Source organism: Brevibacillus sp. AG, from assembly GCF_028369215.1.
Taxonomy (GTDB): Bacteria; Bacillota; Bacilli; order Brevibacillales; family Brevibacillaceae; genus Brevibacillus; species Brevibacillus porteri.
In genome coordinates, this window is record NZ_JAQMYO010000011.1 from 117,989 (window position 1) to 136,034 (window position 18,046).

Annotated in this window: 13 protein-coding genes; 3 read left to right on the forward strand and 10 right to left on the reverse strand. The window is 49.1% G+C overall.

Annotated elements, in window-relative coordinates:
• Window positions 1-5 precede the first annotated feature (5 nt).
• The 3 genes from POF51_RS25510 to POF51_RS25520 form a co-directional block, all read right to left on the reverse strand.
• Window positions 6-509 carry a S4 domain-containing protein gene (locus POF51_RS25510; RefSeq protein ID WP_069851878.1) on the reverse strand — a complete coding sequence of 168 codons (504 nt, stop codon included), beginning with the start codon at window positions 507-509 and terminating at the stop codon, window positions 6-8.
• Window positions 510-822: 313 nt separating this feature from the next.
• Entirely contained in the window at window positions 823-1,707 is an 885-nt protein-coding gene (locus tag POF51_RS25515) for a hypothetical protein (protein ID WP_069851880.1), read from the reverse strand.
• The gene (locus POF51_RS25520; RefSeq protein ID WP_271756291.1) at window positions 1,704-2,807 is read right to left on the reverse strand and encodes a glycosyltransferase family 2 protein; all 1,104 of its coding nucleotides are present in this window, start codon (window positions 2,805-2,807) and stop codon (window positions 1,704-1,706) included. The genes POF51_RS25515 and POF51_RS25520 overlap by 4 nt, the downstream gene beginning before the upstream one ends.
• 149 nt (window positions 2,808-2,956) lie before the next feature.
• Here POF51_RS25520 and POF51_RS25525 point away from each other — a divergent pair, with 149 nt between their 5' ends.
• The 3 genes from POF51_RS25525 to POF51_RS25535 all read left to right on the forward strand — a co-directional run bounded on the left by POF51_RS25525 (window position 2,957) and on the right by POF51_RS25535 (window position 10,453).
• Window positions 2,957-4,045, forward strand: coding sequence for a glycosyltransferase family 2 protein (locus POF51_RS25525; protein ID WP_069851882.1), 1,089 nt, complete (start codon window positions 2,957-2,959; stop codon window positions 4,043-4,045).
• Window positions 4,046-4,487: 442 nt separating this feature from the next.
• Window positions 4,488-9,164, forward strand: a complete 4,677-nt coding sequence (locus POF51_RS25530; protein WP_271756292.1) for a collagen-like protein — start codon at window positions 4,488-4,490, stop codon at window positions 9,162-9,164.
• A 146-nt stretch (window positions 9,165-9,310) separates the two neighbouring features.
• The gene (locus POF51_RS25535) at window positions 9,311-10,453 is read left to right on the forward strand and encodes a sensor histidine kinase (RefSeq protein ID WP_069852959.1); all 1,143 of its coding nucleotides are present in this window, start codon (window positions 9,311-9,313) and stop codon (window positions 10,451-10,453) included.
• Between the two features lie 87 nt (window positions 10,454-10,540).
• Here POF51_RS25535 and POF51_RS25540 read toward each other — a convergent pair whose 3' ends face one another.
• The 7 genes from POF51_RS25540 to POF51_RS25570 all read right to left on the reverse strand — a co-directional run bounded on the left by POF51_RS25540 (window position 10,541) and on the right by POF51_RS25570 (window position 17,998).
• The gene (locus tag POF51_RS25540) at window positions 10,541-11,581 is read right to left on the reverse strand and encodes an acyltransferase family protein (protein WP_069852956.1); all 1,041 of its coding nucleotides are present in this window, start codon (window positions 11,579-11,581) and stop codon (window positions 10,541-10,543) included.
• A gap of 190 nt (window positions 11,582-11,771) precedes the next feature.
• A complete protein-coding gene (locus POF51_RS25545) occupies window positions 11,772-12,080 on the reverse strand; it encodes a hypothetical protein (protein WP_016741286.1) in 309 nt (102 codons plus the stop codon).
• Between the two features lie 84 nt (window positions 12,081-12,164).
• The gene (locus POF51_RS25550) at window positions 12,165-12,371 is read right to left on the reverse strand and encodes a cold-shock protein (RefSeq protein WP_083261758.1); all 207 of its coding nucleotides are present in this window, start codon (window positions 12,369-12,371) and stop codon (window positions 12,165-12,167) included.
• Between the two features lie 154 nt (window positions 12,372-12,525).
• Complete coding sequence (locus tag POF51_RS25555) at window positions 12,526-15,414, reverse strand: ATP-binding protein (RefSeq protein WP_069852955.1); 2,889 nt, start codon at window positions 15,412-15,414, stop codon at window positions 12,526-12,528.
• Complete coding sequence (locus POF51_RS25560; protein WP_069852954.1) at window positions 15,411-15,773, reverse strand: response regulator transcription factor; 363 nt, start codon at window positions 15,771-15,773, stop codon at window positions 15,411-15,413. Before POF51_RS25560 ends, POF51_RS25555 begins: the two co-directional genes overlap by 4 nt.
• A gap of 12 nt (window positions 15,774-15,785) precedes the next feature.
• A complete protein-coding gene (locus POF51_RS25565; RefSeq protein WP_069852952.1) occupies window positions 15,786-17,408 on the reverse strand; it encodes a GGDEF domain-containing response regulator in 1,623 nt (540 codons plus the stop codon).
• Between the two features lie 110 nt (window positions 17,409-17,518).
• Complete coding sequence (locus tag POF51_RS25570; RefSeq protein ID WP_017251880.1) at window positions 17,519-17,998, reverse strand: hypothetical protein; 480 nt, start codon at window positions 17,996-17,998, stop codon at window positions 17,519-17,521.
• Between the last annotated feature and the right edge of the window lie 48 nt (window positions 17,999-18,046).

Sequence of the window (18,046 nt, forward strand, 5' to 3'; positions counted from 1 at the left end):
TACTTTTACTCAATCAAAATCTGAATGATATCTGCTGCACTCAATACAGCGCTTGGCTTCGTCTCCTGCTCATTCAGACGAATATGCCCGTCCTTGATCTTGCGGACAATCTCGCTGCGGCTCCAGCCTTCTATCTGTTCAGACAGCAGCTTGTCGAGTCTGAAGCGAGCCTCTGCGCGCTCAATCCGAATCGTCACTTCCTGAACGCCCTTTTCCTGGTATTCATGCAAGGGGAGAGTAGGCAGCGGCGCTATTTCTTCACTAAACTCCGTATCTGGCACCTCCCGATGATCCGTAAAGGCTTTGTAGATGGCTAGCTTTTCGTTCCACGTATGATTTTTTTCGCATTTATAGATAGCGAAGCGATAGATGTTTTTGCCGTTAGCGTTGTGGCGGCGGATGTTGGTATCGAAAAAGAGAACGATTCGCCCGCAATTGCTGCAATGTCGCCGCACTGGCTGATTTTCATGAATTTCACGTAAAACCCACGTATGCTCGATGATATGCATGGTCCTTCACCTCGTGTAAAAAGTGAAAGGAACGCACCTGCTATTTGGATGTCCTGTAGGGCAGGCCTGTTTTTTGGACACAAAAAAACGGAGATTCCCCATAGCGAACCTCCGTCAGGATAAACACCTACAGATTTCGTTACGTTCCTTTGTAATGGGAAAAAAGGGCAGACTGCACCTGTGCGAAAAACAGTTTGTTTTCCGAAGGGCCAGCTATCCAGTTTTTTAGGCCATTACAAAGTAGTTGTTGGCATACGTAGTTACCGTACCTTTCCATCCAAATAGACGTGGAATGAATATACCATATAATGGTTTAGTTTCCAAGGGGGATTGTATTGTTGACGACAGGAGAACGAGTGGTTTTGACGCGTAAAGGAGCGGAGCCGTAGATTTGCTTCATCCAGGTTCGCGCTTCCGCAAAGTCACTCTCCCGATAGAGATGAAAAGCGGGATGGTGTGTATCCACAAAAAGGGACAAACCCAAAGCCTGAGCCCGGATGCAGAAATGACGGTCCTCGCCCCAGAAGCTCAGATTTGGAATTTGCTTAAAGCTGACGCCAGCCTGCAGCGCTTTTCTGCGGATGAGGGTGCAAGCCCCTAAACCACCTACCTCATATACGCCGGGGACACGGAGTTGTCCGTAGAAAGCGTACTTCCGTAAGTATTGTTCTTCTAAGGAAATTTGTTCATGGCGTGCGCATTCGAATTGGGTGTATTCGTCTTTGAGCCACACCTGTGGGACGGGGACAGTATCTGGTGTCCAGCTCGTCCAGAAGATTTCAGATATGATCTCTTTTTCAGAGGCGAGCAAAACTTCCAAAGTAGTTGGCTGGAGAAGCAAATCCGAATCAATGAGGAAGAGGGCGTCGTAATCATGGAGTTTGGCGCGGGCGATCATTTCGTCCTTGAATCCACCGACCTTCCAGACGAGTGCGTCGCTCCAGTAGTGGGTCGTTTCATCGCATGTGTAAGGATGCAGGCTACCAGCAGCGGGGATAATGTCGACCTGTCCCGTGTGTTTTTCTGCAAAGTTTTGAAGAATTTTGCTCGAAAGTGGATCGTTATTGTCATCTACGAACAAATAGTGCAACGTCAAGTTTGAGGTCGACAGCCTTTCTAACGAAAACAAAAACATCCGGAGAACATCTGGTTTCTGACAAACTGGACTTCCGATTAGCACACTTGTTTTCACGCTCATAGCACCACCTCTCGCTTTTGTGCGAAGTGCGAAGCATGTAGGGAGCTTGCTGTGTAATCGTAGACAAGGGATTCATGTGCCTTGCCCATGCGCTCCATGCATCGTCCCAAAAAGTGAAAAGCGTAAAAGCTCCCCATTCCTTGCTCACTAAAATGCTCCCACTGATTGTCCCCGATCTCTAAGCAATACTCGAAAGCCTTTATCGCCTCGGCATACAGACCATGCTCCATCAGGAAAACGCCTTTGTAAAAATGAAGGTCTACGTAATTGGGGTAGATTTGAATAGCTCGTGCAATCCCCGGCCATGCTCCGCGCATACTGCCATGCTGGAAAAGAATATCGAATTTCAGCTTGTAGCAAATAGACGGGGGAGGTTGTTTGGTGGTCAAAAAGCCTTTCATTGCTTGATTCACTAGTGTAAATGCATGCTCCAATTGTTTAGCGCGAAAAAATTCGTTTGCGAGATGGTAATCGCACCACGGGTCTTGTTTGGATTGCTTTCTTTCGTGACGTAAGAGCCTCAAGTTGCGCAAAGCTTTTTGTTTTCGTTGAACGGCATCTTCCATATATCCGAGATGGTGGATATGTACAGGTAGCAAAGGGACGGCGAGATCCCTAGAAACGGTGGTCGGCCATTGAAGCACTTCGTGAATGTCTCGCACAAATCGGAACCCTTTTTTGTTACGAAATAAGCGGATTTGCCCGGATCGGAAGGCGGAGTGGTGCGAAGCTTGCACCTTTTGCGATCCAGTGTAATGGATCATTTTCATAAAAAAGGCGTCGCCTTTGCTCGCACTCACAGCCTGACGAAGCACCCCCGTTTTTTCTTCCTGTACGATTTCATCCGCATCCAGCCATAAAATCCACTCTCCCTTGGCAACCTGCAATCCGGCGTTTCTCGCTTTCGCAAAGCTGTTTTCCCAAGGAATCTCCAGAACTTTCGCTCCGTATTTCCGACAAATATCCTGTGTACCATCGGTTGATCCTGTATCGACAACAATGATCTCGTCTACCACCATATGCACGCTGGACAGACAAGCTTCGATCTGGTCTGCTTCGTCTTTGACGATCATGCATAGGGAAAGGAGAGGCGGGCTCATTTGGATGATCACCTTCTTTTCGGTGTTGTAGAACATATTGTTACACCATATTCGTGCGAGGTGATGGTTATGAAAGTACGGATACATAAAGGGGGAAGGAAGGAAATAGGATGTTGAGAAAATGATTTTCTGGGGAGGGGGCGATCTGCATGTTCACGGTTAGCTTGTGCATGATCGTTCGGGATGAGGAAGAATCACTCGGTCGATGCTTGTCGACGGTCTACGATTTGGTGGATGAAATCATCATTGTCGATACAGGGTCGACCGATCGAACCAAAGAAATTGCATTGACCTATGGTGCACATCTGTTTGATTTTACCTGGGTGGACGATTTTTCAGCAGCTCGTAACTTTGCTTTTGCGCAAGCCAAGATGACGTACATTTTTTGGCTGGATGCGGATGATGTGCTTTTGGAAGTGGATCGGGAACGATTTGCAGCACTGAAGGCCTTGGACAATTTTGATTACGACAGTGTCTCGATGCCGTACCACTTAATGGTAGATGAGCGAGGGAAGCCCGTTCACTATTTGCGAAGAAATCGCCTCGTCAGACGGAAGTGTAACTTTGTTTGGCATGGGGCGGTCCATGAGTATTTGGCTGTCGCGGGGGAAATTCTGCACAGTGAAATCGCCATTACTCACGAAAAAAATAAGCCGTATACAGACCGGAATTTGCAAATCTATGTAAGGCGCAAGGAAGAAGGCGAAGTTTTTGATCCGCGTGACCAATTTTATTTTGCAAATGAATTGTTCGATCATGCGAGGTACGAAGAGGCGGCTGAGCAGTATCAGTTGTTTTTGGACGGAGGTTTGGGTTGGATCGAGGATCAAATATGGGCGTGTCAGAAGCAGTCAGAGTGTTACGCTCACTTGAAGCAACCTGAAAAACAGATTCAATCTTTGACCAGGACACTTGCGATTGACCTTCCGCGTGCGGAGATTTGCTGCAGGATGGGGGCTTTTTTTGTGGAGAAGCAGGATTTCCCGAAGGCCATTTATTGGTACCGGCAAGCGACATTATTGGAGCGGCCACACGGTTCCATGGGGAAGGTAGATGAATCGGCATGGACGTGGCTGCCGCATATACAACTATGCTACTGCTACGATCGGATCGGGGATCAACGAAAGGCAAAAATTCATCACGACATGGCAAAGCTGTATTACCCGACGCATCCAAGTGTAGCGTACAATGAAGCTTATTTTGTAAAACTGGAGCAACTGGATTGGGTAGAACAGTAGATGGCTATACTCCTTCTTGGTTGTAGGTATTGTATTTGGGAAATTGTTATTTGCACGGGTCTTCTCTACAAAAATGGAATCGATCCCCGTTGATTAAAGAAGGAGATTCTCCATCCGTTACTGGTAAGAGCTGCATGTCAGTTTGTTGGAATCCCTTTTTAGATTAAGGGGGATGGCTTCTTTTTTGGAGGAAGAGGATGAATGAAAACAAAGACCCCGTTTATGGTTTCGTAAAGCACTTCAATAACGATTACTCCTCGTATTGATTCCTCTAATGAATGAGCAACGGTTTCCTTTCTCCTTCTATTTTCTCGTAGTTGTCTGTAAGTGCCATTCTTTTTGTCCAATACTTTTTCAGGTGATTGGGAAAAAAGTATGCCACGGCTTCTTGTGTAACAACTCATGAGGAGGGGAAACATCCTTTTCAAAGAGGAGGAGAATCATGTCATTTCCAAATATACCGAATATCATCCCGACTATTCAGATAGGGCGTGACGATGCGCTCAATTTAATGTTGTCTTCTTTAGCTATGGAAGAGTTGGGGCTTAGTCATATTTTAAATGCGGAAGCTGAAAAAATTCAGTATGCACTCGGGACAATTCCCGGGCTATCTGGACCAGGAGCCACCATTTCGGATTTGCTCGCGTTAAATAAGAGTGTGCGGGACATGCTCGAAGCAACGACAAAGCAAGACCTGCTTTTGCAACAGAAGCTGGAAGCGGTGCTGGATGCTTCTGAATGTCCGGTAAAGAGGGTTACGGGGCCAACAGGGCCAACTGGACCGACGGGAGCAACTGGAGCGAGAGGTCCGACGGGAGCGACTGGGGCGAGAGGAGCAACGGGAGCAACGGGAGCAACGGGAGCAACGGGAACAACGGGAACAACGGGAACAACGGGAACAACAGGAACAACGGGAACAACAGGAGCAACGGGAGAGACCGGAGCGACTGGAGTAACGGGATCAACTGGAACCACCGGATCAACGGGAGCGACCGGAACAACCGGATCAACCGGATCAACAGGATCAACAGGAACAACAGGAACAACAGGAACCACCGGAGTAACTGGAACCACGGGAGAGACTGGAACGACTGGAACGACTGGAACGACTGGAACGACTGGAACGACTGGAACGACTGGAACGACTGGAACAACAGGAACTACCGGAGTAACTGGAACCACGGGAACGACTGGAACAACAGGAACAACAGGATCAACGGGAACCACCGGAGAGACTGGATCAACCGGAGAGACCGGGGCAACTGGAGCAACGGGAGAGTCTGGATCAACAGGAACAACAGGATCAACGGGAACCACCGGAGAGACCGGAGTAACGGGAGCAACAGGAGAGACTGGATCAACCGGAGAGACCGGGGCAACTGGAGCAACGGGAGAGTCTGGAACAACAGGAACAACAGGATCAACGGGAACCACCGGAGCGACCGGAACAACCGGAGCGACCGGAGTAACGGGAGCAACAGGAGAGACTGGATCAACCGGAGAGACCGGGGCAACTGGAGCAACGGGAGAGTCTGGATCAACCGGAACAACAGGATCAACAGGAACAACAGGATCAACGGGAACCACCGGAGCGACCGGAACAACCGGAGAGACCGGAGTAACGGGAGCAACAGGAGAGACTGGATCAACCGGAGAGACCGGGGCAACTGGAGCAACGGGAGAGTCTGGATCAACAGGAACAACTGGAGCAACGGGATCAACAGGAACCACCGGATCAACGGGAGCGACCGGAGTAACCGGAGCGACTGGAACCACGGGAGAGGCTGGAACAACCGGAACAACCGGAGAGACCGGAGCGACTGGAGTAACAGGAGCAACTGGAACCACCGGATCAACTGGAATCACGGGAGAGACCGGAACAACCGGAGCGACTGGAGTAACAGGAGCAACTGGAACCACGGGAGAGTCTGGAACAACAGGATCAACGGGAGAGACCGGAGTAACTGGTTCAACCGGAGCGACTGGGGAAACGGGAGAGTCTGGATCAACAGGAACAACAGGATCAACGGGAACCACCGGAGAGACCGGAGTAACGGGAGCAACGGGAGCGACTGGAACAACAGGAGAGACCGGAGCCACCGGATCAACGGGAGCGACCGGAACAACCGGATCAACCGGAGCAACAGGAGAGACCGGAACAACAGGATCAACCGGAGCCACCGGATCAACTGGAGCAACTGGAACAACTGGAGCGACCGGACCAACCGGAGAGACCGGAGTAACGGGAGCAACAGGAGAGACTGGATCAACCGGAACCACCGGAGCAACGGGAGCAACTGGATCAACTGGATCAACTGGATCAACAGGAACAACGGGAGAGTCTGGATCAACAGGATCAACAGGATCAACTGGATCAACGGGAGCGACCGGACCAACCGGACCAACCGGGGCCACGGGAACAACTGGAGAGACGGCAGCCACAGGAACGACAGGAGCAACGGGAGAGACCGGAGTAACTGGAGCAACTGGAACCACGGGAGAGTCTGGAACAACAGGATCAACGGGAGAGACCGGAGTAACTGGTTCAACCGGAGCGACTGGGGCAACGGGAGAGACCGGAGTAACGGGAGCAACGGGAGCAACGGGAGCGACTGGAACAACAGGAGAGACCGGAGCCACCGGATCAACGGGAGCGACCGGAGCAACAGGAGAGACCGGAACAACAGGAACAACAGGATCAACCGGATCAACCGGAGCCACCGGAACAACTGGAACAACTGGAACAACTGGAGAAACGGGAGATACTGGAGTAACTGGAACCACGGGATCAACCGGAACCACCGGAGCAACAGGATCAACTGGATCAACTGGATCAACTGGATCAACTGGATCAACTGGAACAACTGGAACAACTGGAACAACTGGAACAACAGGATCAACGGGAACAACTGGATCAACGGGATCAACGGGATCAACCGGAACAACTGGATCAACTGGAACAACCGGATCAACGGGAACAACTGGATCAACCGGATCAACCGGATCAACGGGAGCGACTGGAGCAACTGGAACAACCGGAGCGACTGGAGAAACCGGAACCACTGGAGCGACCGGATCAACGGGAGAGACCGGAACCACCGGAGTGACTGGAGCAACAGGAACTACGGGAGCGACCGGACCAACCGGGGCCACGGGAACCACTGGAGAGACGGCAGCCACAGGAACGACAGGTGCAACGGGAGAGACCGGAGAAACCGGATCAACTGGATCAACTGGAACAACTGGATCAACCGGATCAACGGGAACAACTGGATCAACCGGATCAACGGGAGCGACTGGATCAACTGGAACAACCGGATCAACGGGAGCGACTGGATCAACTGGAACAACCGGAGCGACTGGAGAAACCGGAACCACTGGAGAGACCGGAACAACAGGATCAACTGGATCAACCGGATCAACCGGATCAACCGGATCAACGGGAACAACTGGATCAACCGGATCAACGGGAGCGACTGGAGCAACTGGAACAACCGGAGCAACGGGAGAGACCGGAACCACCGGAGTGACTGGATCAACAGGAACTAGGGGAGAGACCGGATCAACTGGAGAGACCGGACCAACCGGAGCCACGGGAACAACTGGAGAGACGGCAGCCACAGGAACGACCGGAGCAACTGGAACAACTGGAACCACCGGAGCAATGGGAGAGACCGGAGTAACCGGATCAACTGGATCCACCGGAGCCACTGGAGAGACTGGATCAACCGGAGAGACCGGACCAACCGGAGCCACGGGAACAACTGGAGAGACTGGTGCCCGAGCCACTGGAACCACTGGAACCACTGGAACCACGGGAGAGACCGGAGTAACCGGAGCAACTGGATCAACGGGAGAGACCGGAGTAACCGGAACCACGGGAATTACCGGAACCACTGGAACCACTGGAACGACTGGAACGACTGGAGCGACTGGAGCGACTGGAGTGACTGGAACCACCGGAGAGACCGGAGCAACCGGGGTAACTGGATCAACCGGAGAGACCGGATCAACTGGAGTCACTGGAACAACAGGAACAACAGGAACAACAGGAACAACAGGAACAACAGGAACAACAGGAGCCACTGGAGAGACCGGATCGACTGGAGCAACAGGAGCGACTGGATCGACAGGATCAACCGGAACGACTGGAATCACCGGAACGACTGGGACAACAGGAACAACAGGAACAACAGGAACAACAGGAACAACAGGAGCCATTGGATCAACCGGAACGACTGGGGCAACAGGAGCGACTGGATCGACAGGATCAACCGGAACGACTGGAATCACCGGAACGACTGGGACGACTGGGACAACAGGATCAACCGGAACGACTGGAACGACTGGAACGACTGGAACGACTGGAACGACTGGAACGACTGGAACGACTGGAACTACCGGAGTAACTGGAACCACGGGAGAGACTGGAACGACTGGAACGACTGGAACGACTGGAACGACTGGAACCACCGGAACGACTGGGACAACCGGAGCGACCGGAACGACCGGAACGACTGGAGAGACCGGAGCGACCGGAACGACTGGAGCCACCGGAGCCATTGGAACGACCGGAGCGACCGGAACGACAGGAGCCACTGGATCGACTGGAGCCACTGGAACGACCGGAACGACAGGAGCGACCGGAGCCACCGGAGCGACCGGAGCCACCGGAGAGACCGGCCCCACCGGAGCGACAGGTACAGTCTTCACCAACATCAACGCCTTCGGGGCCAATACCACAGGAGCTCTCATAGCAGTAGTTCTAGGAGGAACGAATATCCCTCTACCGAACAACCAGGTGTTAGCAGGTGGCATTACGGTGAATGGCGCTAATACGGTATTTACAGTTCCGTCTGCAGGCAACTATTTAATTTCGTATTCCATTAATACAACAGCTGCCTTACTGGTTAGCTCGAGGATCTTGATAAATGGGACTCCATACACGCCAACTATCATCGCACCAGCTGTATCACTTTCATCGTTCAATAATACCGTCATCGCCCCTCTCACCGCTGGAGCCACAATCACGCTGCAACTGTTTGGATTATTGGGATCAGCTACCCTTCTGACAGGGGCTGGAGCAACCTTGACGATTATAAAAATAAGTAATACGTAGTATGCAAAAGGAGCTACGATGACAAGTAGCTCCTTTCCCTTTGCTATTTCTTTTTCGTTAAAATAGTAAAAATATTTAGTTAATTAACAACAATAATAGTATAATAGGTTGGAAGGGGATTTGCCTATTATTCGGAGTGGGGATAGATGCCGATGGATGACTTGGCAGTATATTTGGGCGAGCACGAGGCAACGATCGTGAAAGAATTCAAGCGAAGAATTGCCGTTTCGGACAGTGATCAATACAAGGGATTGATCCATCTGAATGGGCGAGCACTGTATCGTATGGTTATTGAATATTTTCGTTCGGAAATCACTCTTGAGGATATTAAAGAATTGGCTTACAAGGTCGCATATGAACGAAACCGGGCAGAGACCAACATTGGCGATTTCGTTTCCAACGTGTGCATGGGCCGAGAAATGGTTATCGATCTACTCCAAAAAGGTCCGTTTACGCCTGCCGCTTTAATGCCTGCCTTATTGAAAATAAACGAATGCTTTGATGTCTTTTTGGTTCACGCTGTTTTCAAATACACCGACCTCAAAGACAACGATTTGGAAGAGAAGAAGCTATTTATCGAGCGTTCTCACAAAGACAGGCTCACGATCCTGGGGCAAATGGCGTCCAGCTTCGTCCATGAATTCCGAAATCCGCTTACTTCCATTATGGGATTCTCTCGTTTGTTGAAAGAAGATTATCCGAATCTCCCTTACGTAGAGATTATTGAAAATGAGCTGCGGCAATTGAACTATCGGGTTTCGCAGTTTTTGCTGGTCTCGAAAAAAGGAGCGGTCTATAAGCAAATGGAGGTTTTTAGCGTTTGGGAGTTGTTCGATGAGATTCTTTCCTTCCTCTATCCGAATATCGTTGACGTGAATGTGGATATCAAATGCAGTATCGATCCCACCTTTCAACTAAAAGGCTACAAGGATGAGATGAAGCAGGTGTTTATCAACATCATTTCCAATGCGCTGGATGCGTTACATAAAAAAACAGGTGATAAGGAGATTGTCATTGAGGTGTCCCAAACGCCTGACAGGTCCTTGATTACCGTTTCCAACAATGGATCACCAATTCCACCTGACCTGCTCTCGGTTATTTTTGAACCGTTTTTCACAACGAAGGAGCTCGGTACTGGAATTGGCTTATACGTCTGCAAAGAAATCATTGAGCGGCACGGAGGAACGATTACGTGCGAGTCTACTGATCAGCAGACGAATTTTTCTATGCAGTTCAAGCCCTGCGACACATGTACAAGTGGCTTGATGTCGATGAGCCAGCACATCTAATGCCACAAAAAAAGCGACCTATCCATGAAGGCACGATCATTAACAGACGTGCAGCAGGAATAGGTCATTTTTTTGTGAAAAAGCTGTTTATTTGCTAGCGTGAAGCTGCCTGTGTGTTTGTCGTATGGTTTTGGAGATACGCTCCAGTTTGTTTACCAGCCAGACCAGCATGAGCGCCAACAAACAACTGCACCCGATAATTACGAGCAAGTACAGCAGCGAGTACCACGTGTTTTCAAACAGCCAAGCGACCTCGCCGTATTTTTCAAACAGATAATCTTTGAACATGATCAAAAAAGCAGAGTGGAACAAGAAAATAAAATACGTCAGCCCTTTTCGAAACTTGATGTGCAAACGATCGACGCGTTCCAGAAAGAAGACCATGAGCACGAGAAACGACAGAAGCGTGGCGAAGACAAAAGTCAAATGGACAGCCACATACAGCTTGTTTGAGACAACAAAAAACATCGCAGCCGCAGTGGAAACACCCGTCATCAGCGTCAAGATGGAGCGGTTGTTTCGCAAAAAGGAAAGGATCGATTCACGGTACCAATACAACACGTGCCCCATGTACAGGGTAAAAATCCAGCTCGGGAGCATATGACGCGTGGTAAGCCCGAACCAGCCCTGATGGATAAAGTTGATGTACACGTACTGAATACCGAGCAAAATCCAAATGACATACAAAATGTTGCGCTTGGTGATCACACGGCGAAACAGATAAGCAAAAATATAATACTGGCAAATCATAAACACAAAGTACAGATGGTCACCCGTTTTGCCTAAAACAATGTTCGTAAAGTCCTGGGCAGTATGAGGCATCCCTTTTTTCAACAAGTAATGGTACAGGACACCAGATACTAAATAGGGAACAAAAATATACAGAAGTTTCCCTGAAAAAAACTCGCGAGCAGTAGGGCTCTTGGCTTCTAAAGAATAAGCAGTCAAATAACCGGTGGCGATCGTCAACAGGACAGTGCCGTAGCGACTGATCTGATTGAGGGCCACGATCCAAAACGGATCTGTGAAAGAAAGGGCAGAAGCCGTGAAATGACCGACTACAACGAGAAAACTTGAGAAGAGCTGGATGTAAAACAGAGATTTCAAGATTTTTGAATCTGTATACATTTCGATATTCTCCATTTCATCGTTTGTCGGCTGACGTTGTCGCTCAAACAATAAACTGTGAATGGTTTTTATGATAATAAAGTTTTCTTTGATTCGTATTTGGACAGGGGAGGGGAGTTTTTGGAAAGGGAAAAAAGAAAGAAAGCCACACCCGCGCGCGTAGCTTTCGCACGAGTATGGCTTTCATACATTATTTCGGATTCTTTTTCATTTCATCGATGGTCTCACTGACCACAAACGCCAAATCGTCATTGCCAAACAGTGACAATACACCAAGGAGAGTCGCATCAGGAATGTCCTCTGCTTCTTCTTTGGGTACGGTATTGTCCAGCATTTGAGCGAGTAACGTATTTTCCCCTTGAGCGGGATAAGCGCGGCGGTATAATTCGCGTGCATCTAGACCGTGATTCACACACCATTGGGCAAAAACGAGAATCATCATGCCCTCGTCGCGCTGATAGGCTTGAATCACTTGATCTTCCATCTCTTTTCGGTTCATGGGCATACTCCTCTAACATTCGTACGTCATGAATTTATTGTAGAGAAGAGGAAGAGTACCCGCAAGAAAAAAGAAAAGAAGCGCTCAAGAGTTCCGCCTGCTGCTGTGATTGGTTAAGACCGGCAGCATGCGCGTGTCTTTTACCATATTAGAATGGCAAAAGGGGCAGCTCGGGCTCTTATCAAAGGAAAAGTTATCTCTCATCCAGCACGTACAGCCCTCGTTACTGCACGTCCATACATCTGTTTCCTCTTCTTCGATTGGAACGATTGCTTTTTTTGAGAAATACACATGAACTCCTCCTTTGCAGGGCAAAAGTGCACAAAGTAACCTCTATTAATGTGTGATGGAAAGCGCATGAATATACCAAGATTTTCTTTGGTAGAAGGTAAAAATAAAGAGGCCGCACTTGCATAGCCGCAACCTCTTTTGTCCATTGACAACTTTACTGTTCATCGGGAATGAAGATTTGTCCCGTTGCTTCTTGATTCGTGATGGCCAGCAAAATCGCTTTAGACAAGGTATCTGGATGATAAGGCTTGATCAGATAGCCGGTTGCCCCCAGATCAAATGCCTTTTTCTTTTCCTCAAAAGCACTGGAGATCACGATCGGAATGGTCCGTAAATCCGGGTTTTTGCGTATTTCCTCAATGACCTTCCAACCACTCTCGCCGTCCTTCAAGATAAGGTCAAGTACGACAGCATCCGGTCGCAGCTCCTCGATTGCTGCTACTGCTTCAGTCGCCGTAGAGAAGGAATTGACACGGAATCCAGAGCTCGTCAACTCATCACGCAACAGCTCGGTTAAGTTCAAATCGTCTTCGATGATCACAACGCTTCCATTGCATTGACTAGTTGGAGAGACTACCTCCTCCGTCCCTGCTAGATAGCTGGGGGACAAATCGTGCTCAGCCAGCGGAAGGGTAACTGTAAATGTACTACCCTTGCCCGATTCGGACGTAACGGCAACTTCACCATGGTGCATATGGACGATCTCCCGAACAATAGCGAGACCCAGTCCTGTACCGCCGATCTCGCGGCGATCCGAGTTATCTACACGGTAAAATTTGGTAAACAGGTGAGGGATAGCTTCGGAAGGAATACCTAGCCCTTCATCCTGGACCACTACGAGCAAGCGATTCCCATCTTGTCGACAGCTCACCCGGACATGGCCGCCCTGCGGGGAGTATTTGACGGCATTACTGATCAGATTCATAAATATTTGACGCAGCTTGGCTTGGTCTCCATAAACAACGGTTTGCTCCGTTTGCAAATCGAGTTCGAATCGATGGAGAGGGGACTGGACTCGATAAAGTCCGAAAATATCTCGAATCACTTGATCAATCGCAACGTTCTCTAGCTCATACGTCTGTCTGCCGGATTCCATGCGCTGCAAATCCAAGAAATCGTTGATTAGCGCAGTCAGGCGGGTCGCTTCTTGATAAATGGTCGCTATGTACCGCTGTTGACGTTCGGGCTTGAGTTCTTTCGTTAACAGCAGCTCCGCAAAGCCGAGCACACTGGCGAGAGGAGTACGCAGCTCATGGCTGACCGTACTGACGAATTCCGATTTCATTTGGTCGATCTCGTATTCCTTGGTGAAGTCACGGTAAACGAGCAAGGTACTCCATTTCTCTTGGTTCCGGTACAGTGGCTCTGCATAGAGCTGAATATAGCGTACTTGCGGTCCGGTCATCTGAAACACAATACTGCCTGAAGGAATAGCACCTTCGTCTAAAACGACAGATCTGACATACTGAATCAGCCGATCAGGCTCAGAGGTTTGACTCTGTAGATGGGAAAGGAACTGTTCCAAGTCAAATCCTTGCGAAGCGAGCTGATGGTCGTAACACAAGAGCTCACAAAAATTCCAGTTCACCTGAAGTGTTTCTCCACTCAGATCAATAAGCTGAATGCCTTCTTGAACAGAATCGAGCATATCCTGCGTCATTTTACGCTGCCGCTCTGTCTCCTCATACATCGCGAGCTTGTCGAGTGCCAAGGAAATCTGCTTGGCGATGCCGATGATGACTTGTAGCTCCTGATTCGTGAATTTTCGACCGATACGGGAGCAGATGATACATGCAACGATTGTCTGCTGGGCATCTAGCACTGGGAGGTAAAGCTCAAATGTTTGTGACATTTCCTCCGTGTAGCCGCGCTCAGCGTCAGTGCTTTTACGCATCAGGACATATGGCAGGCCCGTTTCCCTGATTCGTACGAACGGACCATCATCCAATCCATTGCGCAATTGCTCCAGACCATTCTGCGAAACGCCAAAGCTAGCTGCGTCCCTGTCAGTATTCAACATGACGATAACACCTTTATCGGCATCCATGACTTCAGTTATATTGCGAATGATACTGGACAGTAGCTCGCTTTTATCCAGCGTATTCGACAAAGAGAGGATGAAACGGTTTTTCTTTTCCAAGTACCGTTCGTTTTCCTCCATCTTGCCCAATGCTTCTTGCAACTCTTCTTGCTGCATCATCAGTTCATCCTGCTGGGCTTGCAGCTCTTCGTTTTGCGCCATGAGCACTTCTTCTTTGGCTTGAATTTGCCTGATCAAATAGTCGAGGGAGCGGGAGAGTCTACCGATTTCGTCAATTCTGTTCAAATCCTGCAAAAGAGGTGTACCGCCATTAGCGAACTGTTCAGCATTTTGGGATAGACGAACCAACGGCCTGCCGATATCCCGCGTAGTTTGAATGGTGACTATTACCATGATCACCAGCACCATCAGCGAGTACACGAGAAACCAGGTGCTTAGCTGTGACAACTCTTCGAACAGTAGTTGGTTTTTCGTATATAAAAGCTGATCGTGCTCTTCCTGATACCGCCCGGCGTATTTAAGCAGGTTGTTCACTTCCTGATTCACGCCACTGGCCGAAGCTTTTCGCAGGGATTCAAAGTCTCCGTTCTTTGCATAACTCGAAAAAGTAGGAAACACATTGGCGAAAAAGTTCGTGAAGAAAGATTCGATCGAAGCGACAAGCGCTTGCTCCTCATCATTGAGCGGAAGCTTCTTAAATTTATCCAGCGCTTGTTCCAGCTTCTTTTTCTCAAGAAATAGCTCATTGTACTCAGATGGGCTCAAGAAAGCGTAATAACCCCTTGCGCGAAAAAAGATCTGGTTCGTGTGCTCAGCGATGTCTGCGACCAAATTTTGTTTTTCCTTGGTATTGTATATCTCCGTCTGATAATGGGTTAATGCGTTGCTATTCAAATCTTGAACGATGCCAGCGCCCGCAATTAACAGTGACAGAAAGAGAAGCATCATCGCCATGAAGCGACGAGTGATGCTTTTTCTGAAAATCGCCCAGAACCCGGTCATGCGAGCATTTCCTCCACTTTCCGGACAAGATCCATCGGGCTAAAGGGCTTCGGCATGAAGTCATCAGCACCAGCTGCACGCATTTTTTCCTGTTCGGCATGTTGACTTTTTGCCGAGAGGATCAGGACCTTCACTGCCTTTTTGTCGTCCATCTGCTTGAGCTGCTGTAATACTTCAAAGCCTGTCAGCTTGGGCATCATATAATCTAAAATAATCAAGTCGTACTCATTTTGACCGATTTTTTGCAGGGCTTCCTCTCCATCGCAAGCGATATCGAGCTCATGTCCCTCGTCTTCGAGCGTGTCGCCAATCAACATGCGCAACACGGCTTCGTCTTCGGCCAGCATAATCGTTGCCATCTCACTACCTCCTTACAACATTCGCTTAACCAGTCGCTTGATGCGAGCCTCCAGTTCGCGTGTACGGAATGGCTTGGTCATATAGTCGTCAGCACCGAGCTGAAGGGCACGGACAATGTCTTGCTCTTCTGTACGACCTGTTAGCATAATCACCGTATATTTCTTGGCATTTGGCAAATTACGGATTTTCTGGAGAACCTCGAGGCCATCCATCTGTGGCATCATCCCGTCTAAAATAACGAGATAGGGTTCGTGTCCCTGATGCCAGGTGGAGTCAAAGAAAGCTGCTCCTTCTTCGTAAGTCTGGATGTCGACGTGTATCCAACCGTCAAAACTGGTTTTGATGGAATCGGCAAGCATCACGCGAATCATCGGATCGTCATCAATAATGGCGACCTTCAGTTTTACCTTAGGGGAGTCATACGTTTCTGTGATTTGAGCGGTTTCAATCCGGCGCCGCCCTGCATTTTTGGCAGCGTACAAAGCAGTGTCCGCAGCTTCTACCCAATACGTATGCGGTTTATGAGGATCTTCTACTTGTACGATTCCACCGGAAAAGCTCAAAGAAAACGTTCCTTCAGGAGCTTCGAACGTGAGCGAACAAAAAGCAGAGAGTATCTGCTCCAGGCGCATCTTTCCTGTCTGTACAGTCGTACGCGGCATCAGCAGGATAAATTCCTCTCCGCCGTACCGAAATAATACATCGTGCTTTTCGGCGCTCTGCCCGATGAAAGCAGCAAAACGAGTCAGCACCTCGTCGCCAATCAGATGACCGTATGTATCATTGACCCCTTTGAAAAAATCGATATCTAAAAATGCCAGTGAGAAGGGGGTGTTGGTCCGATGGGCATCAGAAAGAAGCCGTTGGTACGTATCAACAAAAGAATTGCGATTGTTGACACCCGTGAGCTCGTCCAAAAACAAGATGCTGTTCATCCAGCGCTTCCGGCGAAGCTGGCGTTCGAGGCGTACGACTAGCTCTTCCATATCAAGCGGTTTGCACATGACGTCATCTGCGCCCAAACGATAGGCATTCAAACGGGTCTCCCGTTCGCAATCGATGCTGATAATGGTCGTAGGAACGTATTGCTTCTTTATTTTTTCGCTAATTGTCTGCATCACTTGGAAGCCGTCCGTTTCCGGGATGTTCAAATCCAGAATGAAGCAGTCAGGGTTCATGTCGTGAAAATAGTCGAGAGCCTTATGAGGATAGACCGTTGCGATGACAGACCAATTGCGTTTTTCTAAATATTCTTTTAGATACATAAGCAGGGTGACGTCATCATCCAGGATGAGGAGCAAAGGCTGTTGCTCACAAGGGGAGTCCCGGTGAAGAGTGGGGTTCTCGATAAAAACTTCCTGTTCGGGTCGCTTCTCGCAGCATAAAGTGATCAGCTCTTGCAAAAACGCTCGCCATTCACTCGTCGGCCAGTTCTTGGCAGGCATGTCGTCCATTTGTTCCAAGAGAAGCTGAGACAGATCAGACAAGTCGATCAATCCAATCGTCCCGGCTGTCCCCTTTAACGAATGGAGAAAGCGATACAGATCATCATGAGAGACGGGAACCTCCTGGTCGTACCACGTCTCAATCTGTTTATGGATATTCGTAAGAAGCGTATCTCTGTACTTCATCATGTCGTACCGTCCCCCTGTGTTGGGATGGCGCAAGCAGTCGGTCGCTTGCGCCAGTTTGATCAAAACATCTACAATTTGGTATGGTACATGTAGCAGGGAGAAGGAAGGGCTTATTGTTGCAGGGAAAATCCTTCTTCAATCAGATATTGCTCTGCTTCCACGTACGACTCAAAGGAAGCTTCCAGGTTCATCCCGTGGTATACGTTCCACAGCGCGTCTTCCTGTTGCAGCAAGAGCGTGCGGTTTTGCTTGTCGACCCATGTTTGCTCCAATTGTTCAGCTTCACCAGTCGCTTTTGGCGCTGGTTCACGCTTGATAGAGAGGGATTGGATCGAAGCCTCGACTACCTTGCGCAGCTCGTCCGCCGAGAAATCACGGATGTTGACATAGCCCTTGTCGTCTTTTTGGTAGCCCTTCAAAAACGCGGCAAACACAAACCCGTTGCCGTTCGGATGCAGATGATAGACCACGGTCTTTTTGTCATGAAGGCTTTCCTCATAATGAAAATTAACCCGTTTCAGGGAGACGTCATTCCGAGTCAGTTGTGGAAAAGATTCAATAATCGCTAGTTTTTCTTCAAAAGTAAGCATGGATTCCTCCGGTGAGATGGATTTGTTTGTCGATTATATCATAGGTGG